This is a genomic window from Aeromicrobium sp. P2_G6 (assembly GCF_056403535.1).
In genome coordinates this window covers 356355-373589 of sequence record NZ_JBFUFH010000002.1, presented here as the reverse complement: position 1 = coordinate 373589, position 17235 = coordinate 356355, and the positions used below count along the sequence as shown (strand labels likewise).

The 17235-nt window shown below is 67.5% G+C and carries 17 protein-coding genes and 1 other RNA gene; 8 read left to right on the top strand and 10 right to left on the bottom strand.

Features of this window, described 5'->3' with window-relative positions; translation table 11 throughout:
* Positions 1 to 5: 5 nt before the first annotated feature.
* Positions 6 to 503, bottom strand: coding sequence for a COG4315 family predicted lipoprotein (locus AC1DVU_RS08315; RefSeq protein WP_476921968.1), 498 nt, complete (start codon positions 501 to 503; stop codon positions 6 to 8).
* A 130-nt stretch (positions 504 to 633) separates the two neighbouring features.
* Between AC1DVU_RS08315 and AC1DVU_RS08310 the strand changes: the two genes are divergently transcribed.
* Both AC1DVU_RS08310 and AC1DVU_RS08305 read left to right on the top strand, forming a co-directional pair.
* Positions 634 to 1140, top strand: coding sequence for a sigma-70 family RNA polymerase sigma factor (locus tag AC1DVU_RS08310; RefSeq protein ID WP_476921967.1), 507 nt, complete (start codon positions 634 to 636; stop codon positions 1138 to 1140).
* Complete coding sequence (locus AC1DVU_RS08305) at positions 1137 to 1817, top strand: anti-sigma factor family protein (RefSeq protein WP_476921966.1); 681 nt, start codon at positions 1137 to 1139, stop codon at positions 1815 to 1817. The genes AC1DVU_RS08310 and AC1DVU_RS08305 overlap by 4 nt, the downstream gene beginning before the upstream one ends.
* Before the next feature lie 77 nt (positions 1818 to 1894).
* Here AC1DVU_RS08305 and ssrA read toward each other — a convergent pair.
* The 8 genes from ssrA to AC1DVU_RS08265 all read right to left on the bottom strand — a co-directional run bounded on the left by ssrA (position 1895) and on the right by AC1DVU_RS08265 (position 9425).
* Positions 1895 to 2263: a transfer-messenger RNA gene (ssrA, locus tag AC1DVU_RS08300) on the bottom strand.
* Between the two features lie 87 nt (positions 2264 to 2350).
* Entirely contained in the window at positions 2351 to 3727 is a 1377-nt protein-coding gene (locus tag AC1DVU_RS08295) for an MFS transporter (RefSeq protein WP_476921965.1), read from the bottom strand.
* Complete coding sequence (locus AC1DVU_RS08290) at positions 3724 to 4599, bottom strand: amidohydrolase family protein (RefSeq protein WP_476921964.1); 876 nt, start codon at positions 4597 to 4599, stop codon at positions 3724 to 3726. The genes AC1DVU_RS08295 and AC1DVU_RS08290 overlap by 4 nt, the downstream gene beginning before the upstream one ends.
* 2 nt (positions 4600 to 4601) lie before the next feature.
* Positions 4602 to 5075, bottom strand: coding sequence for an SsrA-binding protein SmpB (gene smpB / locus AC1DVU_RS08285; protein WP_364634862.1), 474 nt, complete (start codon positions 5073 to 5075; stop codon positions 4602 to 4604).
* Positions 5076 to 5184: 109 nt separating this feature from the next.
* Entirely contained in the window at positions 5185 to 6429 is a 1245-nt protein-coding gene (locus AC1DVU_RS08280) for a peptidoglycan DD-metalloendopeptidase family protein (RefSeq protein ID WP_476921963.1), read from the bottom strand.
* Positions 6430 to 6549: 120 nt separating this feature from the next.
* Positions 6550 to 7464: a permease-like cell division protein FtsX gene (ftsX, locus tag AC1DVU_RS08275; RefSeq protein WP_476921962.1), complete on the bottom strand. Its 915-nt coding sequence runs from the start codon at positions 7462 to 7464 to the stop codon at positions 6550 to 6552.
* Between the two features lie 9 nt (positions 7465 to 7473).
* The gene (gene ftsE / locus AC1DVU_RS08270; protein ID WP_159541280.1) at positions 7474 to 8163 is read right to left on the bottom strand and encodes a cell division ATP-binding protein FtsE; all 690 of its coding nucleotides are present in this window, start codon (positions 8161 to 8163) and stop codon (positions 7474 to 7476) included.
* A gap of 47 nt (positions 8164 to 8210) precedes the next feature.
* On the bottom strand, positions 8211 to 9425 hold the full coding sequence (locus AC1DVU_RS08265; RefSeq protein ID WP_476921961.1) for an ROK family protein: 1215 nt from the start codon (positions 9423 to 9425) through the stop codon (positions 8211 to 8213).
* A 103-nt stretch (positions 9426 to 9528) separates the two neighbouring features.
* Here AC1DVU_RS08265 and AC1DVU_RS08260 point away from each other — a divergent pair, with 103 nt between their 5' ends.
* From AC1DVU_RS08260 to AC1DVU_RS08235, 6 genes are all read left to right on the top strand, one after another.
* Complete coding sequence (locus AC1DVU_RS08260) at positions 9529 to 11061, top strand: sugar ABC transporter ATP-binding protein (RefSeq protein WP_476921960.1); 1533 nt, start codon at positions 9529 to 9531, stop codon at positions 11059 to 11061.
* Complete coding sequence (locus AC1DVU_RS08255; RefSeq protein ID WP_476921959.1) at positions 11058 to 12083, top strand: ABC transporter permease; 1026 nt, start codon at positions 11058 to 11060, stop codon at positions 12081 to 12083. Before AC1DVU_RS08260 ends, AC1DVU_RS08255 begins: the two co-directional genes overlap by 4 nt.
* Positions 12084 to 12123: 40 nt before the next feature.
* The gene (locus tag AC1DVU_RS08250; protein WP_476921958.1) at positions 12124 to 13173 is read left to right on the top strand and encodes a substrate-binding domain-containing protein; all 1050 of its coding nucleotides are present in this window, start codon (positions 12124 to 12126) and stop codon (positions 13171 to 13173) included.
* Between the two features lie 86 nt (positions 13174 to 13259).
* On the top strand, positions 13260 to 14447 hold the full coding sequence (locus AC1DVU_RS08245) for a Gfo/Idh/MocA family protein (RefSeq protein WP_476921957.1): 1188 nt from the start codon (positions 13260 to 13262) through the stop codon (positions 14445 to 14447).
* Positions 14444 to 15451 carry a sugar phosphate isomerase/epimerase family protein gene (locus AC1DVU_RS08240; RefSeq protein WP_476921956.1) on the top strand — a complete coding sequence of 336 codons (1008 nt, stop codon included), beginning with the start codon at positions 14444 to 14446 and terminating at the stop codon, positions 15449 to 15451. The genes AC1DVU_RS08245 and AC1DVU_RS08240 overlap by 4 nt, the downstream gene beginning before the upstream one ends.
* Before the next feature lie 106 nt (positions 15452 to 15557).
* Positions 15558 to 16115, top strand: a complete 558-nt coding sequence (locus tag AC1DVU_RS08235; protein ID WP_476921955.1) for a hypothetical protein — start codon at positions 15558 to 15560, stop codon at positions 16113 to 16115.
* On the opposite strand, the gene prfB is transcribed toward AC1DVU_RS08235, so the two are convergent.
* On the bottom strand, positions 16112 to 17218 hold the full coding sequence (gene prfB, locus AC1DVU_RS08230) for a peptide chain release factor 2 (protein ID WP_476921954.1): 1107 nt from the start codon (positions 17216 to 17218) through the stop codon (positions 16112 to 16114). The genes AC1DVU_RS08235 and prfB overlap by 4 nt on opposite strands.
* Between the last annotated feature and the right edge of the window lie 17 nt (positions 17219 to 17235).

Sequence of the window (17235 nt, the reverse complement as noted above, 5' to 3'; positions counted from 1 at the left end):
GTGACTCAGTAGCCCCCACCGCCACCGGTGTCACCGGAGTCGGCCTTCTTCATGATCTTCTCGCCATCCGGCGAGACGACCCACCAGATGCCGCCTTCCTTGCCCTGGCCGTTGGTGTCCCCGACGTCGCTGTCGTCGTGGTACGTGTAGAGCGGCATCCCCTCGAGCGTGACCTGCTTGGCACCGTCAGCACCCGTGATCGTGCCGACCTCGCCCGTGACCCCGTCGACCTTGGGCTTGTCCGAGGATGACGTGATCGCCGGCCACTCCTCCACGCATTCGCCGGTGCACGCGCTCTTGCCGGATCCGGGGGTGTCCTTGTCGAAGGCGTACGCGGTCATGCCCTTGCCGTCGACGACGATCGTGCCCAGCGAGCTCTTGGAGGCGCCGAGGTCCGATCCCTTGGCCGGGACCTCGCCCGACGAGTCGGAGCCTCCGCAGGCGGTCAGAGCGAGGACGGCCAGCGAGGTGCCGGCCATGGCGAGTGTCAGCCTGCGGCTCATGGCGATCAACTTCCTTCAGTCTTGTGATGGATACCCCTACAAGCAAGACGAGATCACGCCGTTGCGCGTTCAATGGAGAGAAGAACTGAACGAATCGGCCCTGCTCCTCGTTGTAGGGCCTGGAGGACCGATGCCCGAGGACCAGGACGAGCTGTTGCGTGCGCTGCACGACGCGCACGCGCCTGCACTCCTGCGCTATGTGACCCGGCTGACGTACGACCCGGCGCTCGCCCAGGACGTCGTGCAGGAAGCGCTGTTCCGGGCGTGGAAACGACCCACGATCCTCGAGCAGGGCGACGCCGCCTCGCGCGCATGGCTCTACACGGTGGCCCGCAACCTCGTGATCGACGATCGTCGCAGCGCACGCCACCTCCACGAGGTGACGAGCGAGCGCGTGCCGGAGACCGCGCGTACGGACGGCACGGACGCGACGCTCGACCGATGGCTCGTGTCCGACGCTTTGCGGTCATTGTCGGCGGAGCACCGCCATGCCGTGGTCAACACGTACTACCTCGGCAGGTCCGCCGCCGAGATCGCCCGCGAAGAGGGCATCCCGGAAGGCACCGTGCGGTCACGCGTGCACTACGCGCTCCGCGCCCTTCGACTCGCGATGCAGGAAAGAGGTGTCACGCGATGAACGACGATCCGTTCCACGATTGGGACGCGGCTTACGTCCTCGGCCTGCTCGGGCCCGATGAGCGGCGAGCGTTCGAGCAGCACCTGACGACCTGCGCCTCCTGCTCCGCCGCAGTCGCGGAGCTCGCCGGCATGCCCGGCATCCTCGCGACCTTGAGCAAGGACGAGGCGGTCGCGCTGCTCGATCCGGAGCCCGTTGACGAGCGGGCCTCCGACGGTCTGGTGACCCGACTCGCCGCCGCGGCCGTACGCCGCCGACGTCGCGTACGCCTGGCGATCGCCGGCGCCGGAGTCGCCGCAGCACTGGGACTCGGCATCGGTGGGTACGTCGTGGGGTCCGCGAACGAGCCGTCGACGCCTTCGGGTCAGTTCGTCGCGATGAGCTCGGTGCAGCCGGGCATCATGACGGCCAGCCTGCGCGTCGAGAAGAAGGCATGGGGCACGCGCTTGGAGTGGAATTGCCACTACCTCGCCACTGGCGGTTACAGCGCCAGCCGGGTCTACGAGCTGGTCATCACCGACACGTCCGGCCGCGAGACGATCGCCGCGACCTGGGTCGCGACAAGCCCGAAGGCCGCATCGCTCACCACCTCCAGCGCCGTCCGGAAGGACAAGATCCGGAGCGTCGAGATCCGCCTGGCGGGCTCGGCCGAGCCGCTGACGGAAACGGAGCTGTAGGGGCTGAGTTGCTCTGCTGTTTTCACGAATGACAGAGCCCCGCTCGCCCAAAACCGGGGCGAGCGGGGCTCTGTCATTCGTGGAGCTGCCGGGAATCGAACCCGGGTCCTATGGCGCTGAGTCAGGGCTTCTCCGGGTGCAGTTCGTCTATCGCTTTTCTCGGCCCCGACGCTCGGACGAACGCGTCGCCGACAGGCCCAGTCGCAGAAAAGTCCCGATCACACGCTGCGACGCCGTGTGATCAGCAAGTCCCCTAAATGAGACTGGCGATCCGGAGCGGGAACGCCCCCGGGCCAGCCCTTCACCTATCGCTTAAGCAGCGAGGGCGAAGTCAGTGCGCTTTGAATCGGCACTTGTTGGTTTCCAGAGATCGTTTAAGAGATAACCCTGGATCCTCTACCCGCTTCACCTGAATCGAACGACCTTAGTCGAAACCGATCAGCCCCTCTTGAGTTTTCAAACGCTGCCGAAGCAACGTCACCATCCTACTCCTGTACAACCGCCGGACCGATTCAGGAATTCCGGGAAACCGGCTACTCCTCCGCCAGCAGCACTTCCGGGCTGACGACGCGGCCGTGGATCAGCGCGGCCGCGCAGACGCCCGCGGTCACCAGCATCCCGACACAGATCAGCATGCCCATGCGGAAGCCCGGGCTGAACACGTCTGGGTCGGCGAAGTCGCTGCCTGCGATGCCCGCGATCGGCGGGATTGCAGCGACAGCCAGCAGTGACGCAGTACGGGCCACGGCATTGTTGATGCCCGACGCAATACCGCTCTGCATGTCGGGGGCCGCCGCCAACACCGCCGTCGTCAGCGGGGCCACGAGCATCGTGAGACCGATGCCGAAGACGATCGCGCCGGGCAGCACGTCGACCCAGAAGTTGGTGTCCGCGTCGATGCCGAGCCAGAGCAACAGCCCACCGGCGGCCACGATCGGGCCGAACGTCATCGGCCAGCGCGGACCGATCCTGGTGCCGACAGCGCCAGCCTTCGCCGAGAACAGCAGCATGAGGATCGTCGCCGGGATCGTCGCGAGACCCGCCTCCAGCGGCGAGAAGCCGGCAACGTACTGCAGCTGGAGCACCAACAGGAAACCAGACGCAGAGAGCGCCCCGTAGATCGCGAACGTGCAGATGTTCGCCGCGGTGAACACGCGGTTCGCGAACAGCTCGAGCGGCACCATGGCGTGCGGCGTCAGCTTCTGCTGGATCACGAACGCTGCCAGCACGAGCACGCCGGCAGCCGACCACATCCACTGCTGCTCGACCAGCCCGTACGTCAGCAGTGCCAGGCCCACCGCGGTCAGTGCCGTGCCACCGAGATCGAGCTTTTTCTGCTCCCCGGTCGTCTCGGGCACGTGCTTGATCGACAGCAGAACCACCACTGCGGCGAGCGGTACGTTGATCCAGAAGATCGATCGCCAGCCGATCATGTCGACCAGCCACCCGCCGACCAGCGGCCCGATCGCGGTCGTCACGCCGGCCAGCCCGGACCATATGCCGATCGCCGGACCGCGGTCCTCAGGAACGAAGGACGCCGAGATGATGGCCAGGCTGCCGGGAGTCAGGAGCGCCGCGCCGACGCCTTGGAGGCCGCGAGCCGCGACCAACACCTCGATCGTCGGGGCCAGCGCGCACAGCACCGACGCAGCCGCGAACCACGTCACGCCGACCACGAACACCTTGCGGCGGCCGAGCCGGTCGCCGAGCGAGCCGCCGACGAGGATCAACGCGGCGAGCGTCAGCGTGTAAGCGTTGACCGTCCACTGCTGGCCCGGCAAGCCGCCGCCGAGGTCCTCGGTGATCGCCGGCAGCGCGAGCCCGACGATCGAGCCGTCGAGGAATGCCATGCCGGAGCCGAGGATCATCGCGGCAAGGAGCCACTTGCCCTGCGCACTGGCAAGTCTCATGCCGAAACTCCGAACAGCTCAGCCCCGTTGTGCCAGAGCACCTTCCTCATCCAGTCGTCGCCGAGGTCGAGCCGCTCGAGGGCCTCGACCTGGTGCGCGTACGCATACGGGATGTTGGGGAAGTCGGTGCCGAACAGGATCTTGTCCTGCAACGCGGCCAGTCGCGGCGCGACGCCATCGGGAACCGGCAGTCCCCAGAAGTCGACGAAGGTCATCGTCGTGTCGAGTCTCACGTTGGCGTAACCCTCACCGAGGTCGAGGAATTCCGACACCTCCGGCATGCCGAGGTGGGCGATGATCAGCGCCAGGTCCGGATGCCGCGACAAGACGTCGGCGACGTGGGCCGGCCCGGTGTGCGTTCCAGGTGCCGGCCCCGAACCGGCGTGGAGCACGATCGGCGTTCCGCTGTCGGCGAGCGCGCCCCACACCGGCTCGAGCAGCGGATCGTTCGGGGCGAAGTCCCCCACCTGCACGTGGACCTTGAAGAGCTCGATGCCGTCCGCGATGAGCTTCGGCACGTACGTTGCCGCCTCGGGCTCGGGATAGAACGTCGCACAGTGCAGGGCGTCGGGCGTACGCGCGGCGAACTCACGCGTCCAGTCGTTCATGAACTCGGCGATACCCGGCTTGTGGGCGTACGACAGCGCCGAGAACCTCCTGACGCCCATCGCCCGCAGCTGCTCGACCCGCTCCTCGTCGCTGCCGCGGTACGTCACGGGCCACGGCCGGCCGAGCAAGGGACCCGCCGAGTCGAAGTAGGCCCAGACCTTGGCGAGGATCGCCGGCGGCATGAAGTGCGTGTGGACGTCGATGATGCCGGGGATTCCGAGCTCCGCGGCGTATGCCGGCAGGTCAGCGTCCGCCAGGGTCACTGCTACATGCCCTTGAGGCGGCGTCCGAGGTCGCGTTCGGCCTCTCGGGTCGCATCGCGCTCGGCAATCGCGTGTCGCTTGTCGTACGTCTTCTTGCCCTTGGCCAGCGCGATCTCGACCTTCGCGCGGCCGTCCTTGAAGTAGAGCGAGAGCGGGATGATCGTGAGGCCCTTCTCGGACGTACGCCGCTCGATCCGGTCGATCTCCTGCCGGTTGAGCAGCATCTTGCGCCGCCGGCGGGTCTCGTGGTTGGTCCAGGTGCCCTGCGTGTACTCGGGGATGTGGACGTGCAGCAGCCACGCCTCCCCGCGCTCGATCTCGCCGAATCCGTCAACGAGGGATGCGCGACCCGCACGCAACGACTTCACCTCGGTGCCGGTGAGGACCAGGCCGGCCTCAAAGGTGTCTTCGATGTGATAGTCGTGGCGCGCCTTCTTGTTCTGCGCAACGAGCTTGCGCCCGGTTTCCTTAGCCACGTCACCATGCTCTCACGTGAGATGTGGCCGGGCGGAGCCCGGCGGGCCAGCCCACGGCGAGCTCCAGCGAGCCGTGGGAGTGAGCGCGACGAAGGAGCGCGCCGGCCTACTACAACCAGCCCATGGGGTTCACGGTCGAGCCGTTGGCGATGACCATGAAGTGCAGGTGGCAGCCGGTCGAGTAGCCGGTCGTGCCGGAGTAGCCAATGGTCTGGCCGCGCTTGACGTGCTGCCCCGGGCTGACGGTCCAGCGGGTCAGGTGGTTGTACGTCGTCACGATGTTCTGGCCACGCATCCGGCCGTTGTTGAGGATGATCCGGTTGCCGTAGCCGCCGTTGTAGTACGTCTGCAGCACTCGGCCGCCGGCCGCCGCGTGCACTGGCGTGCCACACGGGACGCCGAAGTCGGTCCCGTCGTGCAGCTTCCAGATGTGCAGCACCGGGTGGAACCGCATGCCGTACGGCGAGGTGATCGGGCCGTTGGCGGGGTAGGACAGGGTGCCGCCGCCATCGCCGCCGGCATCTCGGACCTGCTTGGGGGTCAACGCTCGGATCCTCGCCTCGAGGCTGCGGCGATCGGCCTCGAGCGATGCGAGCTGCTTCTTGTCCTCCGCGCGGAGCTTCGCCGCGGTGTTGCGGGCGCCTTGCCGGACGGCGACGAGCTCGGCGACTTCAGCAGCCTGGTCCTCCGCGGCTGCCTCGAGCTGCTGCTTGCGGACGAGGTTGGCCGCCGCGGCCTCACGCTGTGCCTTGACTTGGTCGCGCAGCTTCTCCACGCGGGCGCGGTTGACCTCGAGGATCACTCGCGTGGCGGCGAGCTTCTGCATCGTCGCGAGCTGGCCATCGCTCACCGCATCGTTGAGGCTCATCTGCTCGGAGAACTGGTTGGGGTCCTCGCCCTGCAGGAGGCTGCTGAACGCGCGCATCCCCGGGTCGCCCTGTTCGATGTTCTCGACCGCGAACTGCTCGACCTTCGCCTCGGCATCGCGCAGCTCCGCGCGGCCCTGGCCGAGCCGGGCCACGGCGGCGTCGAGCTCGGCCTCGGTCGACACGAGCTTGGCCTGCATCTGCGCATCCCGCGCCTTGGCAGTTGCCAGCGCGCCCCGCGTGTCATTGAGCTTCGACTGGGCGACATCGAGCTTGCCCTGTGCCTTCTTGAGCGCGGCGACGGCGTTGGCGTACTTCTTCGTCGAGAGCTCGAGATCCTTCTTGGCGTCACCGATCTTGCCGCTGACGCCCTTCTTCTGCTTCTCGAGGTCGTCCCTCTTGTCAGCGAACGATGGCGTCGTCAAAGCGGCGATCAGTGCTGCAACCAGCAGCATCGCCATCGTCGCCTTGCGGGTGGTGAAAAACATGACCTCGACCTTGGGGGAAGGATCCTCCCGCGGGAGGACGTGTCGGTTGTCTCCCCGCACCATACGTCACATCAGTCACACGAAGAAGCATTTTGCTTCCCGGGAGTGGCTCAGGCTGGCCTAGACGTCGAGGTACTTGCGCGTCATGACCAGGGTCGGGATGAGGGCGAGCAGCATGGCGAGCGCCGTCGTCCATCCAACGACGATCAACGCTTCGTGCCAGCCGACCCAGGTCGTGAGCGACCCGAGAGTGTGTCTCAGGTACTGGTAGACGACGAAGTACATGAAGGCGGCGAGCCCGGCGGCTGCCAGCGCCGCCGAGAGCAGCGCTGCGATCAGCGACTCGAGGACGAACGGCAGCTGGATGTGCCAGCTCGACGCGCCGACGAGCCGCATGATGCCGATCTCGCGCCGTCGGGCGTACGCGGTCATGCGGACGGTGTTGGAGACCTGCAGGATCGCCGCGACGATCAGCAGGAGCGCGACACCGATCGATGCCCACTTCATGTTGTTGAGGAAGTCGAACAGCGGTCCAAGCAGCTTCTTCAGCGAGTTGACGTTGCCGACCCCGTCCATGCCCGAGACCTGACTGACGACGCCGTCGTACTTGTCGGCATCCTTGAGGGTCACGAAGTAGGACTCCGGGAACGACTCCGGGCCCAGCGTCTCCAGCTGCTTGCGACCGGTGTCGGACTGGCCGAGGAGCGCCCGGGCCCGCTCGTAGTTGTCGCTGGGCGTCCGGACATCGAAGGACTTGACCTCGGGGTTCTCCTTGAGCGCCTGCTGCACGGCAGTCTTCTGGTCATCCGTTGCGACGCCGCCGATGCAGTTGGAGCTCGGCGAGTTCTTGGTGCACAGGTTGACCTGCAGCTGGAGCTTGGAGCCGAAGTACTTCTCGGTACGTTCCGCCTGGCTCTGGATCAGCAGACCGAGCGCGACCAGGAGGAGAGAAACGGTCATGGTCACGACCAGCGAGATCGTCATGGACTTGTTGCGGGACAGGCTTTGACGCAGTTCACTCAAGGTGCTTCGCATCGACGTCTCCTAGTTCTGGTAGCCGTAGATGCCGCGGGCCTCGTCACGGACGATGAGTCCGTTGTCGAGCTCAATGACCCGCTTGCGCATCTGGTCGACGATCGACGAGTCGTGCGTCGCCATGACCACGGTGGTGTCGGTGCGGTTGATCCGGTCGAGCAGCTTCATGATGCCGACGCTGGTCGCAGGATCGAGGTTTCCGGTCGGCTCGTCGGCGATCAGGATCATCGGCCGGTTGACGAACGCGCGCGCCACGGCGACGCGCTGCTGCTCGCCGCCGGACAGCTCGTCGGGCATGCGGTGACCCTTGCCCTCGAGCCCGACCATCTCGAGCGTCTCGGGGACGAGCTTGTTGATCTCGCTGCGCGACTTGCCGATGACCTGGAGCGCGAAGGCGACATTCTCGGTCACGGTCTTGTTGGGCAGCAGCCGGAAATCCTGGAACACCGTGCCGACCTGGCGGCGCAGCTTGGGCACCTTCCAGCTCGAGAGCTTGTTGATCTCCTTGCCCGCGACGTAGACACGGCCGGTCGTTGGACGGGCCTCACGGAGGATCAGGCGCAGGAACGTCGACTTGCCCGAACCGGAGGAGCCGACGAGGAAGACGAACTCGCCCTTCTCGATCTCCAGGTCGACGGCATCGAGCGCAGCGCGCTTCTGGCCGGGGTAGGTCTTGGTGACCTTGTCGAATCGAATCACCCATCGAGTGTAGGTGGGTGGACCCACCCACCGTTGGACCCGGCCGCCTACGCCGTTTTGGCTGCAGTGTGTCTCGCCACGTAGTCGTCGACTGCACGCGGCGCGAGGACCGCGTCGAGCACCATCGCGCTCGCGCCGAGGATGCCGCCCTTGCTGGCCGCCGAGGTGCTGACGATGCGCAGGTTGTGCGTCGCCAACGGCAGCGAACGTTGGTAGACGACCTCGCGCACGCCGGCCAGGAGGTACTCCCCCGCCTCCGCGAGCTTGCCGCCGATCACGATGACCGACGGGTTGAGCAGGTTGACGCAGGTGGCCAGGACCGTGCCCAGGTCGCGGCCCGCTTCGCGTACGGCCTGGAGGGCGACGATCTCCCCCGCCACGACGGCATCCACGACGTCCTGCGAGCTCTCGACGTCAAGCCCGCGCTCGCGCAGTCGCGCGGCGATTGCGGGACCGGCAGCCACCGCCTCGAGGCAGCCGATGTTGCCGCACCGGCAGACCACGTCGTCGCGCGCTCCGGCTACTCGGACATGCCCGAGGTCGCCGGCCGAGCCGAGCGCCCCGCGCATGAGACGGCCGTCCGACACGATGCCGGCGCCGATGCCGGTAGCGACCTTGACGAACAGCAGGTGGGGCGCAGACTGCCACACCGTGACGTACTCGCCCAGCGCCATGAGGTTGACGTCGTTGTCGACGAGCACCGGGCCGACGAACGTCTTGCCGAGGTGCGCAGGGATGTCGAAGTCGTGCCAGCCGGGCATGATCGGCGGGTTCGCGGGGCGCCCGGTGGCATGCTCGACCGGGCCGGGCACGCCGATGCCCACGCCCGCGACATCGCTGACAGGTCGGTCGATCGAGTCGAGGAGCTTGAGCCCGATCGTGGTGACCCGGTCCAGCACCTTCTCGGGGCCGTCCGCGATGTCGCTGGCCACGGTCTTCTCCTCGAGCACCCGGCCTGCCAGGTCCGTGACGGCGACGCTGGCGTGGGAGGCACCGAGGTCGATCGCCAGCACGACCCGGTTGTCGTGATTGAGGGCAAAACGGGTCGGCGGACGGCCGCCGGTCGAGGCTGCTTCACCGACCGGTGCGAGCAGGCCCGATGCCAGCAGCGCGTCGACGCGCGCCGTCACCGTGGACCTCGCCAAGGACGAGAGCTGGGCGAGCTCGGCCCGCGTTCGCGGGGTCCCGTCACGTAGCAGCTGGAACAGCTCTCCTGTGCCGGCCAGGGTTGGCGGCAGCTCGGCGGGCACAGTCATGGCCATGAGTAAACCATGCCCCCTTTCGCAACCGTTGTGAACCAAGTATGTCCGTCAACATCATACTTTTGCTTGACGAACGACAAAACGTGTGACTAGCATCACCGCCATGTCACATCCCCTGCTCGAGATGCGCGGCATCGTCAAGGAGTTCCCGGGCGTACGTGCCCTCGACGGCGTCGATCTCGTCGTACGAGCGGGGGAGGTGCACTGCCTCCTCGGCCAGAACGGAGCCGGCAAGTCCACGCTGATCAAGGTGCTGTCGGGCGCGCACACCGTCGACGAGGGCACTGTCCTGTGGGACGGCGAGCCGGTCGAGTTCTCTGATCCCCAGGCGGCGCTGGCAACCGGGATCGCCACGATCTACCAGGAGCTCGACCTGATCGACGGCCTGAGCGTCGCCGACAACATCTACCTCGGCCACGAGAACGCACTCGGTGGCGTCACCCGCGACCGCGACATGAACCGCTCCGCGCGAGAGCTGCTCAAGCGGCTCGGGCATCCCGAGATCCGCCCGACGCGCGAGGTCGGCAGCCTCTCGGCCGCCGGCAAGCAGATCGTCTCGATGGCTCGCGCGTTGTCGCGCAACGCCCGCGTCATCGTGATGGACGAGCCCTCCGCGGTCCTCGACCCCGACGAGGTCGACGGCTTGTTCCGGGTCGTCGAGGACCTCCGCTCGTCTGGCGCGGCGATCATCTACATCTCGCACCGGCTCGAGGAGATCCGCCGCATCGGCGACCGGCTCACGGTGCTCAAGGACGGCCGCACCGTCGCGTCGGACCTGCCCGCGCGGGACACCCCGACCTCGGAGCTCATCACCCTGATGACCGGCCGCACGGTGTCGTCGGTGTTCCCCAGGCGTACGACCCCGCTGCTCGACGAGCCCGCACTGCTGGAGGTCGACGGGATCAGTCGCGACGGCGAGTTCTCGGACGTGTCCTTCGGCGTACGCGCCGGGGAGATCGTCGGCATCGCCGGACTGGTCGGCGCGGGTCGCAGCGAGATCATCGAGACCGTCTACGGCGCCCGCCGCGCCAACCACGGCTCGGTCAGGGTCGATGGGCGCAAGCTGCGCAACGGCTCGGTGTCCGCCGCCGTCGCTGCAGGCCTCGGCCTGTGCCCTGAGGAGCGCAAGTCCCAGGGGCTGGTCCTCGACGACGCGGTCTACCGCAACATCTCACTCGCGAGCCTCGACCGGTTCGCGCAGTACGGCGTCTCCCGCGAGGGTGCGGAGCGCAGGGCCGCCCAGGAGGCGGCTCGGTCCGTCGACGTACGCCCCGACGACCCCAACCGCATCATCCGGACGCTCTCGGGTGGCAACCAGCAGAAGGTCGTGCTCGCCCGCTGGTTGCTGCGGTCGTGCAAGGTGCTCCTGCTCGACGAGCCCACGCGTGGCGTCGACGTGGGCGCCCGCGCCGAGATCTACACGCTGATCCGCGAGCTCGCCGACTCCGGCGTCGCCCTGGTGATCGTCTCCAGCGACATCGATGAGGTCCTCGGCCTGTCCGACCGCGTCCTCGTCGTCGCGGACGGGCACGTGGTCCATGACGGCCCGAGCGATGCGATCGACCCCTCCGGCGTGCTCGACCGGATCCTCGCCGAGCACGACTCGACCACCGACACGAAGGACGACGTTGCATGAGTGACGCACTGAAGGACGACCCGTCGTTGACGGTCCCCGCACCCGAGGCCGCACCGTCTCGTGGTGACCGTGGCGGCAACCTCGGGTTGGCCCGCAACCTCGGGCTGGTCATCGCGCTGATCGTGCTGTGCGTCGTCGGCGTCATCACCGCCGGCGACCGGTTCGCCAGCACCGACAACATGGTGACGATCCTGCGCCTTGCGGCGGTGCTCGGCGTCGTCTCGATCGGCATGACGTTCGTCATCACCGGCGGCGGCATCGACCTGTCCGTCGGCGCGATCCTCGCGCTGGCGTCCGTGTGGGCGACCACGACCGGCACTCAGGCGATGGCCGATGACATCGGCTGGATCGCCATGGTGTTCACGGCGGTGGTCGTCGGAGCGGGTTGCGGACTGGTCAACGGAGCGCTGATCGCGTACGGCAAGGTCGTCCCCTTCATCGCGACGCTGGCGATGCTGGCCTCTGCGCGAGGCCTCGCCGAGCTCATCGCCGACCGCAAGACCCAGATCATCACCAACCAGGGCTTCACCGACTTCTTCGGCGCTGAGCCGGCCGGCATACCGGTCATCGTCATCATCTTCGCGCTCGTGACGCTCGGCGGATGGTTCCTGCTCAACCGCACCACCTTCGGCCGTCGCACGTTCGCCGTCGGCGGCAACCCCGAGGCAGCACGACTGGCCGGCATCAAGGTGCAGCGTCACACCGTCTACCTCTACACGCTGCTCGGCGCGACCTGTGGCATCGCCGCGGTGATGCTGATGTCGCGTACGACGACCGGTTCTTCGACGCACGGCACGCTTCTCGAGCTCGACGCCATCGCCGCCGTCGTGATCGGCGGGACGCTGCTCAGCGGCGGCCGCGGCACCGTGATCGGCACGCTCTTCGGCGTCCTGATCTTCACGACCCTCACGAACGTCTTCACGCTCAACAACCTCTCGACGTCGACGCAGAACGTCGCCAAGGGCGTGATCATCGTGGTCGCTGTGCTCCTGCAGCAGCGCATCGCGAACCGCAAGACCTGACTTCTCCAACCTGTCCGCCCCCACCACCACAGGAGTCCACATGTCCACCATCCATCACCGTCGTCGTCGCGGCCTTGCCCTCCTGGGCGCATTCGCGGCCGCCACGCTCGTGCTCGGTGCCTGCACCAACGGCTCCGGCGACGACGACTCGAACTCGAACGTCTCCAAGAGCAACACCGACAACGACAAGAGCGGCGAGAAGGTTGTCATCGGCTTCTCGGCGCCTGCTGCCGACCATGGCTGGATGGGTGCGATCACCAAGGCGGCGGTCGCGCAGGCGAAGGAGTACGACGACGTCGACCTCAAGGTCGCGGAGGGCACGAACGACGTGAACCTCCAGATCTCGCAGGTCGAGACGTTCATCAACGACAAGGTCGACGCGATCGTGCTGCTGCCGTTCGACGGTGCCGCCATGACCGCCGTGGCCCGCAAGGCGATGGATGCCGGGATCATCGTGATCAACGTCGACCGTGAGTTCAACTCGCCGTTCGCCGCCCGCACCACGGTGCTGGGTGACAACTACGGCATGGGCGTCTCCGCCGGCACGTTCGTGTGTGACGACGCCAAGGGTGCCAAGGGCAAGATCGTGGCGGAGATCGCCGGCATCGACTCGCTGCCCCTGACGCAGGACCGGTCGCGCGGCTTCGCGGACGCGCTCAAGAAGTGCGGCCTCAAGGTCAACAACCGCACCGCTGCTGAGTTCACGGTGGAGTCGGGCGAGAAGGCTGCATCGAACCTCCTGCAGGCTGCTCCGAAGATCGACTACCTGTGGAACCACGACGACGACCAGGGTGTCGGTGTGCTCGCGGCGATCAAGAACGCCAACCGCGACGAGTTCGTCATGATCGGCGGCGCCGGATCGGCCAACGTCATGCGCGACATCAAGGCCGACAACTCGGTGCTCAAGGCGACGGTCATCTACCCGTCGACCCAGGCTGCCGACGGCATCAAGCTCGCTCGCCTGCTGGTCCAGGGCAAGTCGATGTCGGACCTCTCGGAGATCGAGGTGCCGCGCCAGCTCAAGCTGGCCGCCCCGGTCGTGACCAAGGACAACGTCGACACCTACATCAAGTCGGCTTTCGAGTCCTGATCGGTCGGGGGTCCGCGGTCTCCTCCACCGCGGGCCCCCGCACCACACCACGCCACACTGAGACCACCACACACGAGAGCAGGGACATGACCGACACACGTACCGAGCTCGGGATCGGCATGGTCGGCTACGCCTTCATGGGCGCCGCCCACTCCCAGGCCTGGCGCACCGCGCCCGCATTCTTCGACCTCCCGCTCCATCCGAGGCTCCGGGCGATCTGCGGACGCAACGAGGATGCCGCTGGAGACGTGGCCCGCCGGTTCGGCTGGGAGTCCGTCGAGACCGACTGGCGCGCGCTGCTGACGCGGGACGACATCGACGTCATCGACATCTGCACGCCCGGCAACACGCACGCCGAGATCGCGATCGCGGCGCTCGAGGCCGGCAAGCACGTCCTGTGCGAGAAGCCCCTCGCCAACACCGTCGCCGAGGCCGAAGCCATGGCGGCGGCAGCGACCGAGGCCGCGAAGCACGGCGTACGCGCGATGGTCGGCTTCACCTACCGGCGTACGCCCGCCGTGTCATATGCCCGGCAGCTCGTCGCGTCGGGGCGTATCGGCACGATCCGCCACGTGCGGGGGCAATATCTCCAGGACTGGCTGACGGACGAGAACACCCCACTGAGCTGGCGGCTCGACAAGTCGCTGGCGGGTTCCGGCGCGCTCGGGGACATCGGAGCCCACATCATCGACATGGCGCAGTTCGTCACCGGCTCATCGATCACCTCGGTGAGCGGTCTGATGGAGACCTTCGTCAAGACCCGTCCGATCGCGGGCGAGAGCGCGACGCTCGGGGGCACCTCCACCGCCGACGCGGAGCGCGGCCCGGTGACCGTCGACGACGCGGCCGCCTTCACCGCCCGCTTCGCCGACGGTGCCATCGGCGTCTTCGAGGCGACCCGGTTCGCCACTGGTCGCAAGAACGCCCTGCGGCTCGAGGTCAACGGCACGCGCGGGTCGCTCGCGTTCGACTTCGAGGACATGAACGTCCTCGAGCTGTTCGATGCGACCGAGGATCCTGCGGTCGCGGGGTTCCGCCGCATCCAGGTGACCGAGGCCAGCCACCCCTACATCGCCGCCTGGTGGCCGCCGGGCCACGGTCTCGGCTATGAGCACGGTTTCACGCATCAGGTCGTCGACCTGGTCACCGACATCGCCAAGGGCGCCGAGCCGGCTCCCTCGTTCTCGGACGGGCTCGCGGTGCAGCGGGTGCTCGCCGCAGTCGAGGCGAGCGCGGCCGACGGCACGACACACACGACAGGAGCATCCGCATGACTCGACCGATCACGTTGTTCACCGGGCAGTGGGCCGACCTGCCGTTCGAGGAAGTCGCCAAGCTCGCCGGCGACTGGGGCTATGACGGGCTCGAGATCGCCTGCTGGGGCGACCACTTCGATCCGTGGGCTGCCGTCGAGGACCCCGGCTACGTCCAGACCCGCCACGACATCCTGGAGAAGAACGGGCTCAAGGTCTACGCGATCTCGAACCACCTGACCGGCCAGGCGGTCTGCGACGACCCGATCGACGCGCGCCACCAGGGCATCCTGTCGCCGCGCATCTGGGGCGACGGCGATCCCGAAGGTGTACGCCAGCGAGCCGCCGAGGAGCTCAAGAACACCGCCCGAGCGGCAAAGCTGCTCGGCGTCGACACCGTCATCGGCTTCACCGGCTCGGCGATCTGGAAGTACGTCGCGATGTTCCCGCCGGCCTCCGAGGAGATGGTCGCCGCGGGCTATCAGGACTTCGCCGACCGCTGGAACCCGATCCTCGACGTGTTCGACGAGGAGGGCGTCCGGTTCGCGCACGAGGTGCACCCCAGCGAGATCGCGTACGACTACTGGACGACGCATGCGGCACTCGAGGCGATCGGCCACCGCGAGGCGTTCGGGCTCAACTGGGACCCGTCGCACTTCATCTGGCAGGACCTCGACCCGCTCGGCTTCCTCTGGGACTTCAAGGACCGGATCTACCACGTCGACTGCAAGGACGCGAAGAAGCAGCTCGGCAACGGCCGCAACGGCCGGCTCGGTTCGCACCTGCCGTGGGCGGACCCGCGGCGCGGGTGGGACTTCGTGTCGACCGGCCGCGGCGATGTGCCGTGGGAGGCGTGCTTCCGGATGCTCAACACGATCGGCTACGACGGCCCCATCTCGGTCGAGTGGGAGGACGCCGGCATGGATCGCCTGCTCGGCGCCCCCGAGGCACTGGCGTTCGTCAAGGCGAACCTGTTCGACGCTCCCACCGCAGCGTTCGACGCAGCCTTCAGCTCGGGAGACTGACCCTGACCCGGGGAGCGGTGACTTAGGGCCCACCCGCGTACGCCTGGTGGGCCCTAAGTCACCGCTCCAGCGGGCGGTACGTCGCGGTGTTGGTTAGCGTCGAGGCATGAGGCTTCCGCTCGGCGATCCGCGTGACGCACTGGCTCTGATCGGTCGCGGACCGGCACTCTTCGAGCAGGCGTTCGCGCTGCTCCCCCGTACAGTCGCGCTGCTCGGATCCGCCGAGGCGCTGCTGGCGCGCGCCGATGAGCTGGTCGACCGCATCGACAACACCCGGAGCGAGGCGGACGCGCTGATCGTCCGTACGGCGGGAACCGTCGGCAGCGTCGAGCCGACGATCGCGCGCCTGCAGGCCTTGCTCGACTCCTTCGCGCCGGCGCTGGAGCACCTGCAGCCGACGCTCGAGCGCCTCGCCGAGACCACGCACCCGGACGAGGTCGACGCGATGGTCAAGCTCATCGATCAGCTGCCTGACCTGGTCGAACGGGTCGAGTCCGACATCCTGCCGATGCTGGTGACCCTGCGCACCGTCGGGCCCGACGTGCACGACCTGCTCGACATCACCCGCGAGCTCAACCAGATGCTGGGCAAGCTGCCCGGCATGGGCCGGGTCAAGCGGCGGGTCGAGGAACAGAAGCAGGAAGACCCGCGAGAGCCCGACTAAGCGGCCTGGCCCCTCCGCCAGCGGATGCCCGCCTCGATGAAGTCGTCGATCTCGCCGTCGAGCACGGCCTGCGTGTTGCCGGTCTCGAACTCGGTCCGCAGGTCCTTGACCATCTGGTACGGGTTGAGGACGTAGTTGCGCATCTGGTCGCCCCACGACGCCTGCACGTCGCCGCGCAGCTCGTCGAGCTGGGCCCGCTCCTCGGCCTTCTTGAGGGCGAGCAGCTTGGCCTTGAGGATCACCATCGCGCTGGCCTTGTTCTGCAGCTGGCTCTTCTCGTTCTGGCAGCTGACGACCGTGCCGGTCGGGATGTGCGTCAGGCGTACGGCCGAGTCGGTCGTGTTGACGCTCTGGCCGCCGGGACCCGACGAGCGGAACACGTCGACGCGGATGTCCTCTTCGGGGATGTCGATCTCGTCGGTCTCCTCGAGCACCGGCACGACCTCGACCGCGGCGAACGAGGTCTGGCGGCGGCCCTGGTTGTCGAACGGCGAGATGCGGACGAGGCGGTGCGTGCCGGCCTCGACCGAGAGCGTCCCGTACGCGTAGGGCGCTTTGACCGCGAAGGTCGTCGACTTGATGCCGGCCTCCTCGGCGTACGACGTGTCGTAGACCTCGACGCTGTAGCCGTGGCGCTCGGCCCAGCGGATGTACATGCGCTGCAGCATCAGCGCGAAGTCCGCCGCATCGACACCGCCCGCGCCCGAGCGGATCGAGACCAGCGCGTCGCGCTCGTCGTACTCACCGGACAGCAGCGTGCGGATCTCGAGTGAATCTATGGCTTTTTGAATGCGAACCAATTCGGAGGCGACTTCAGCCGAAGCGGAAGCATCCGCTTCCTCGAGGGCCATCTCGTGCATGATCTCCAGGTCGTCGAGGCGCTCACGCAGTCCGGTGACGCGCTCGACCTCGGCCTGCAGCGCGGAGAGCCGGCTCGTGACGCGCTGCGCGTTGGCCTGGTCGTCCCACAGCCCGGGGTCGCCGACCTCTTCCTGGAGTGTCTCGATCTCCGCGCGGATGGCGTCGAGGTCGAGCACCTTCTCGATCGACGTCAGGGTCGCGTCGAGGGCCTTGGTCTGCTCTGCAAAATCGGGTGTCGCCACTCGACGAGGTTACAGGG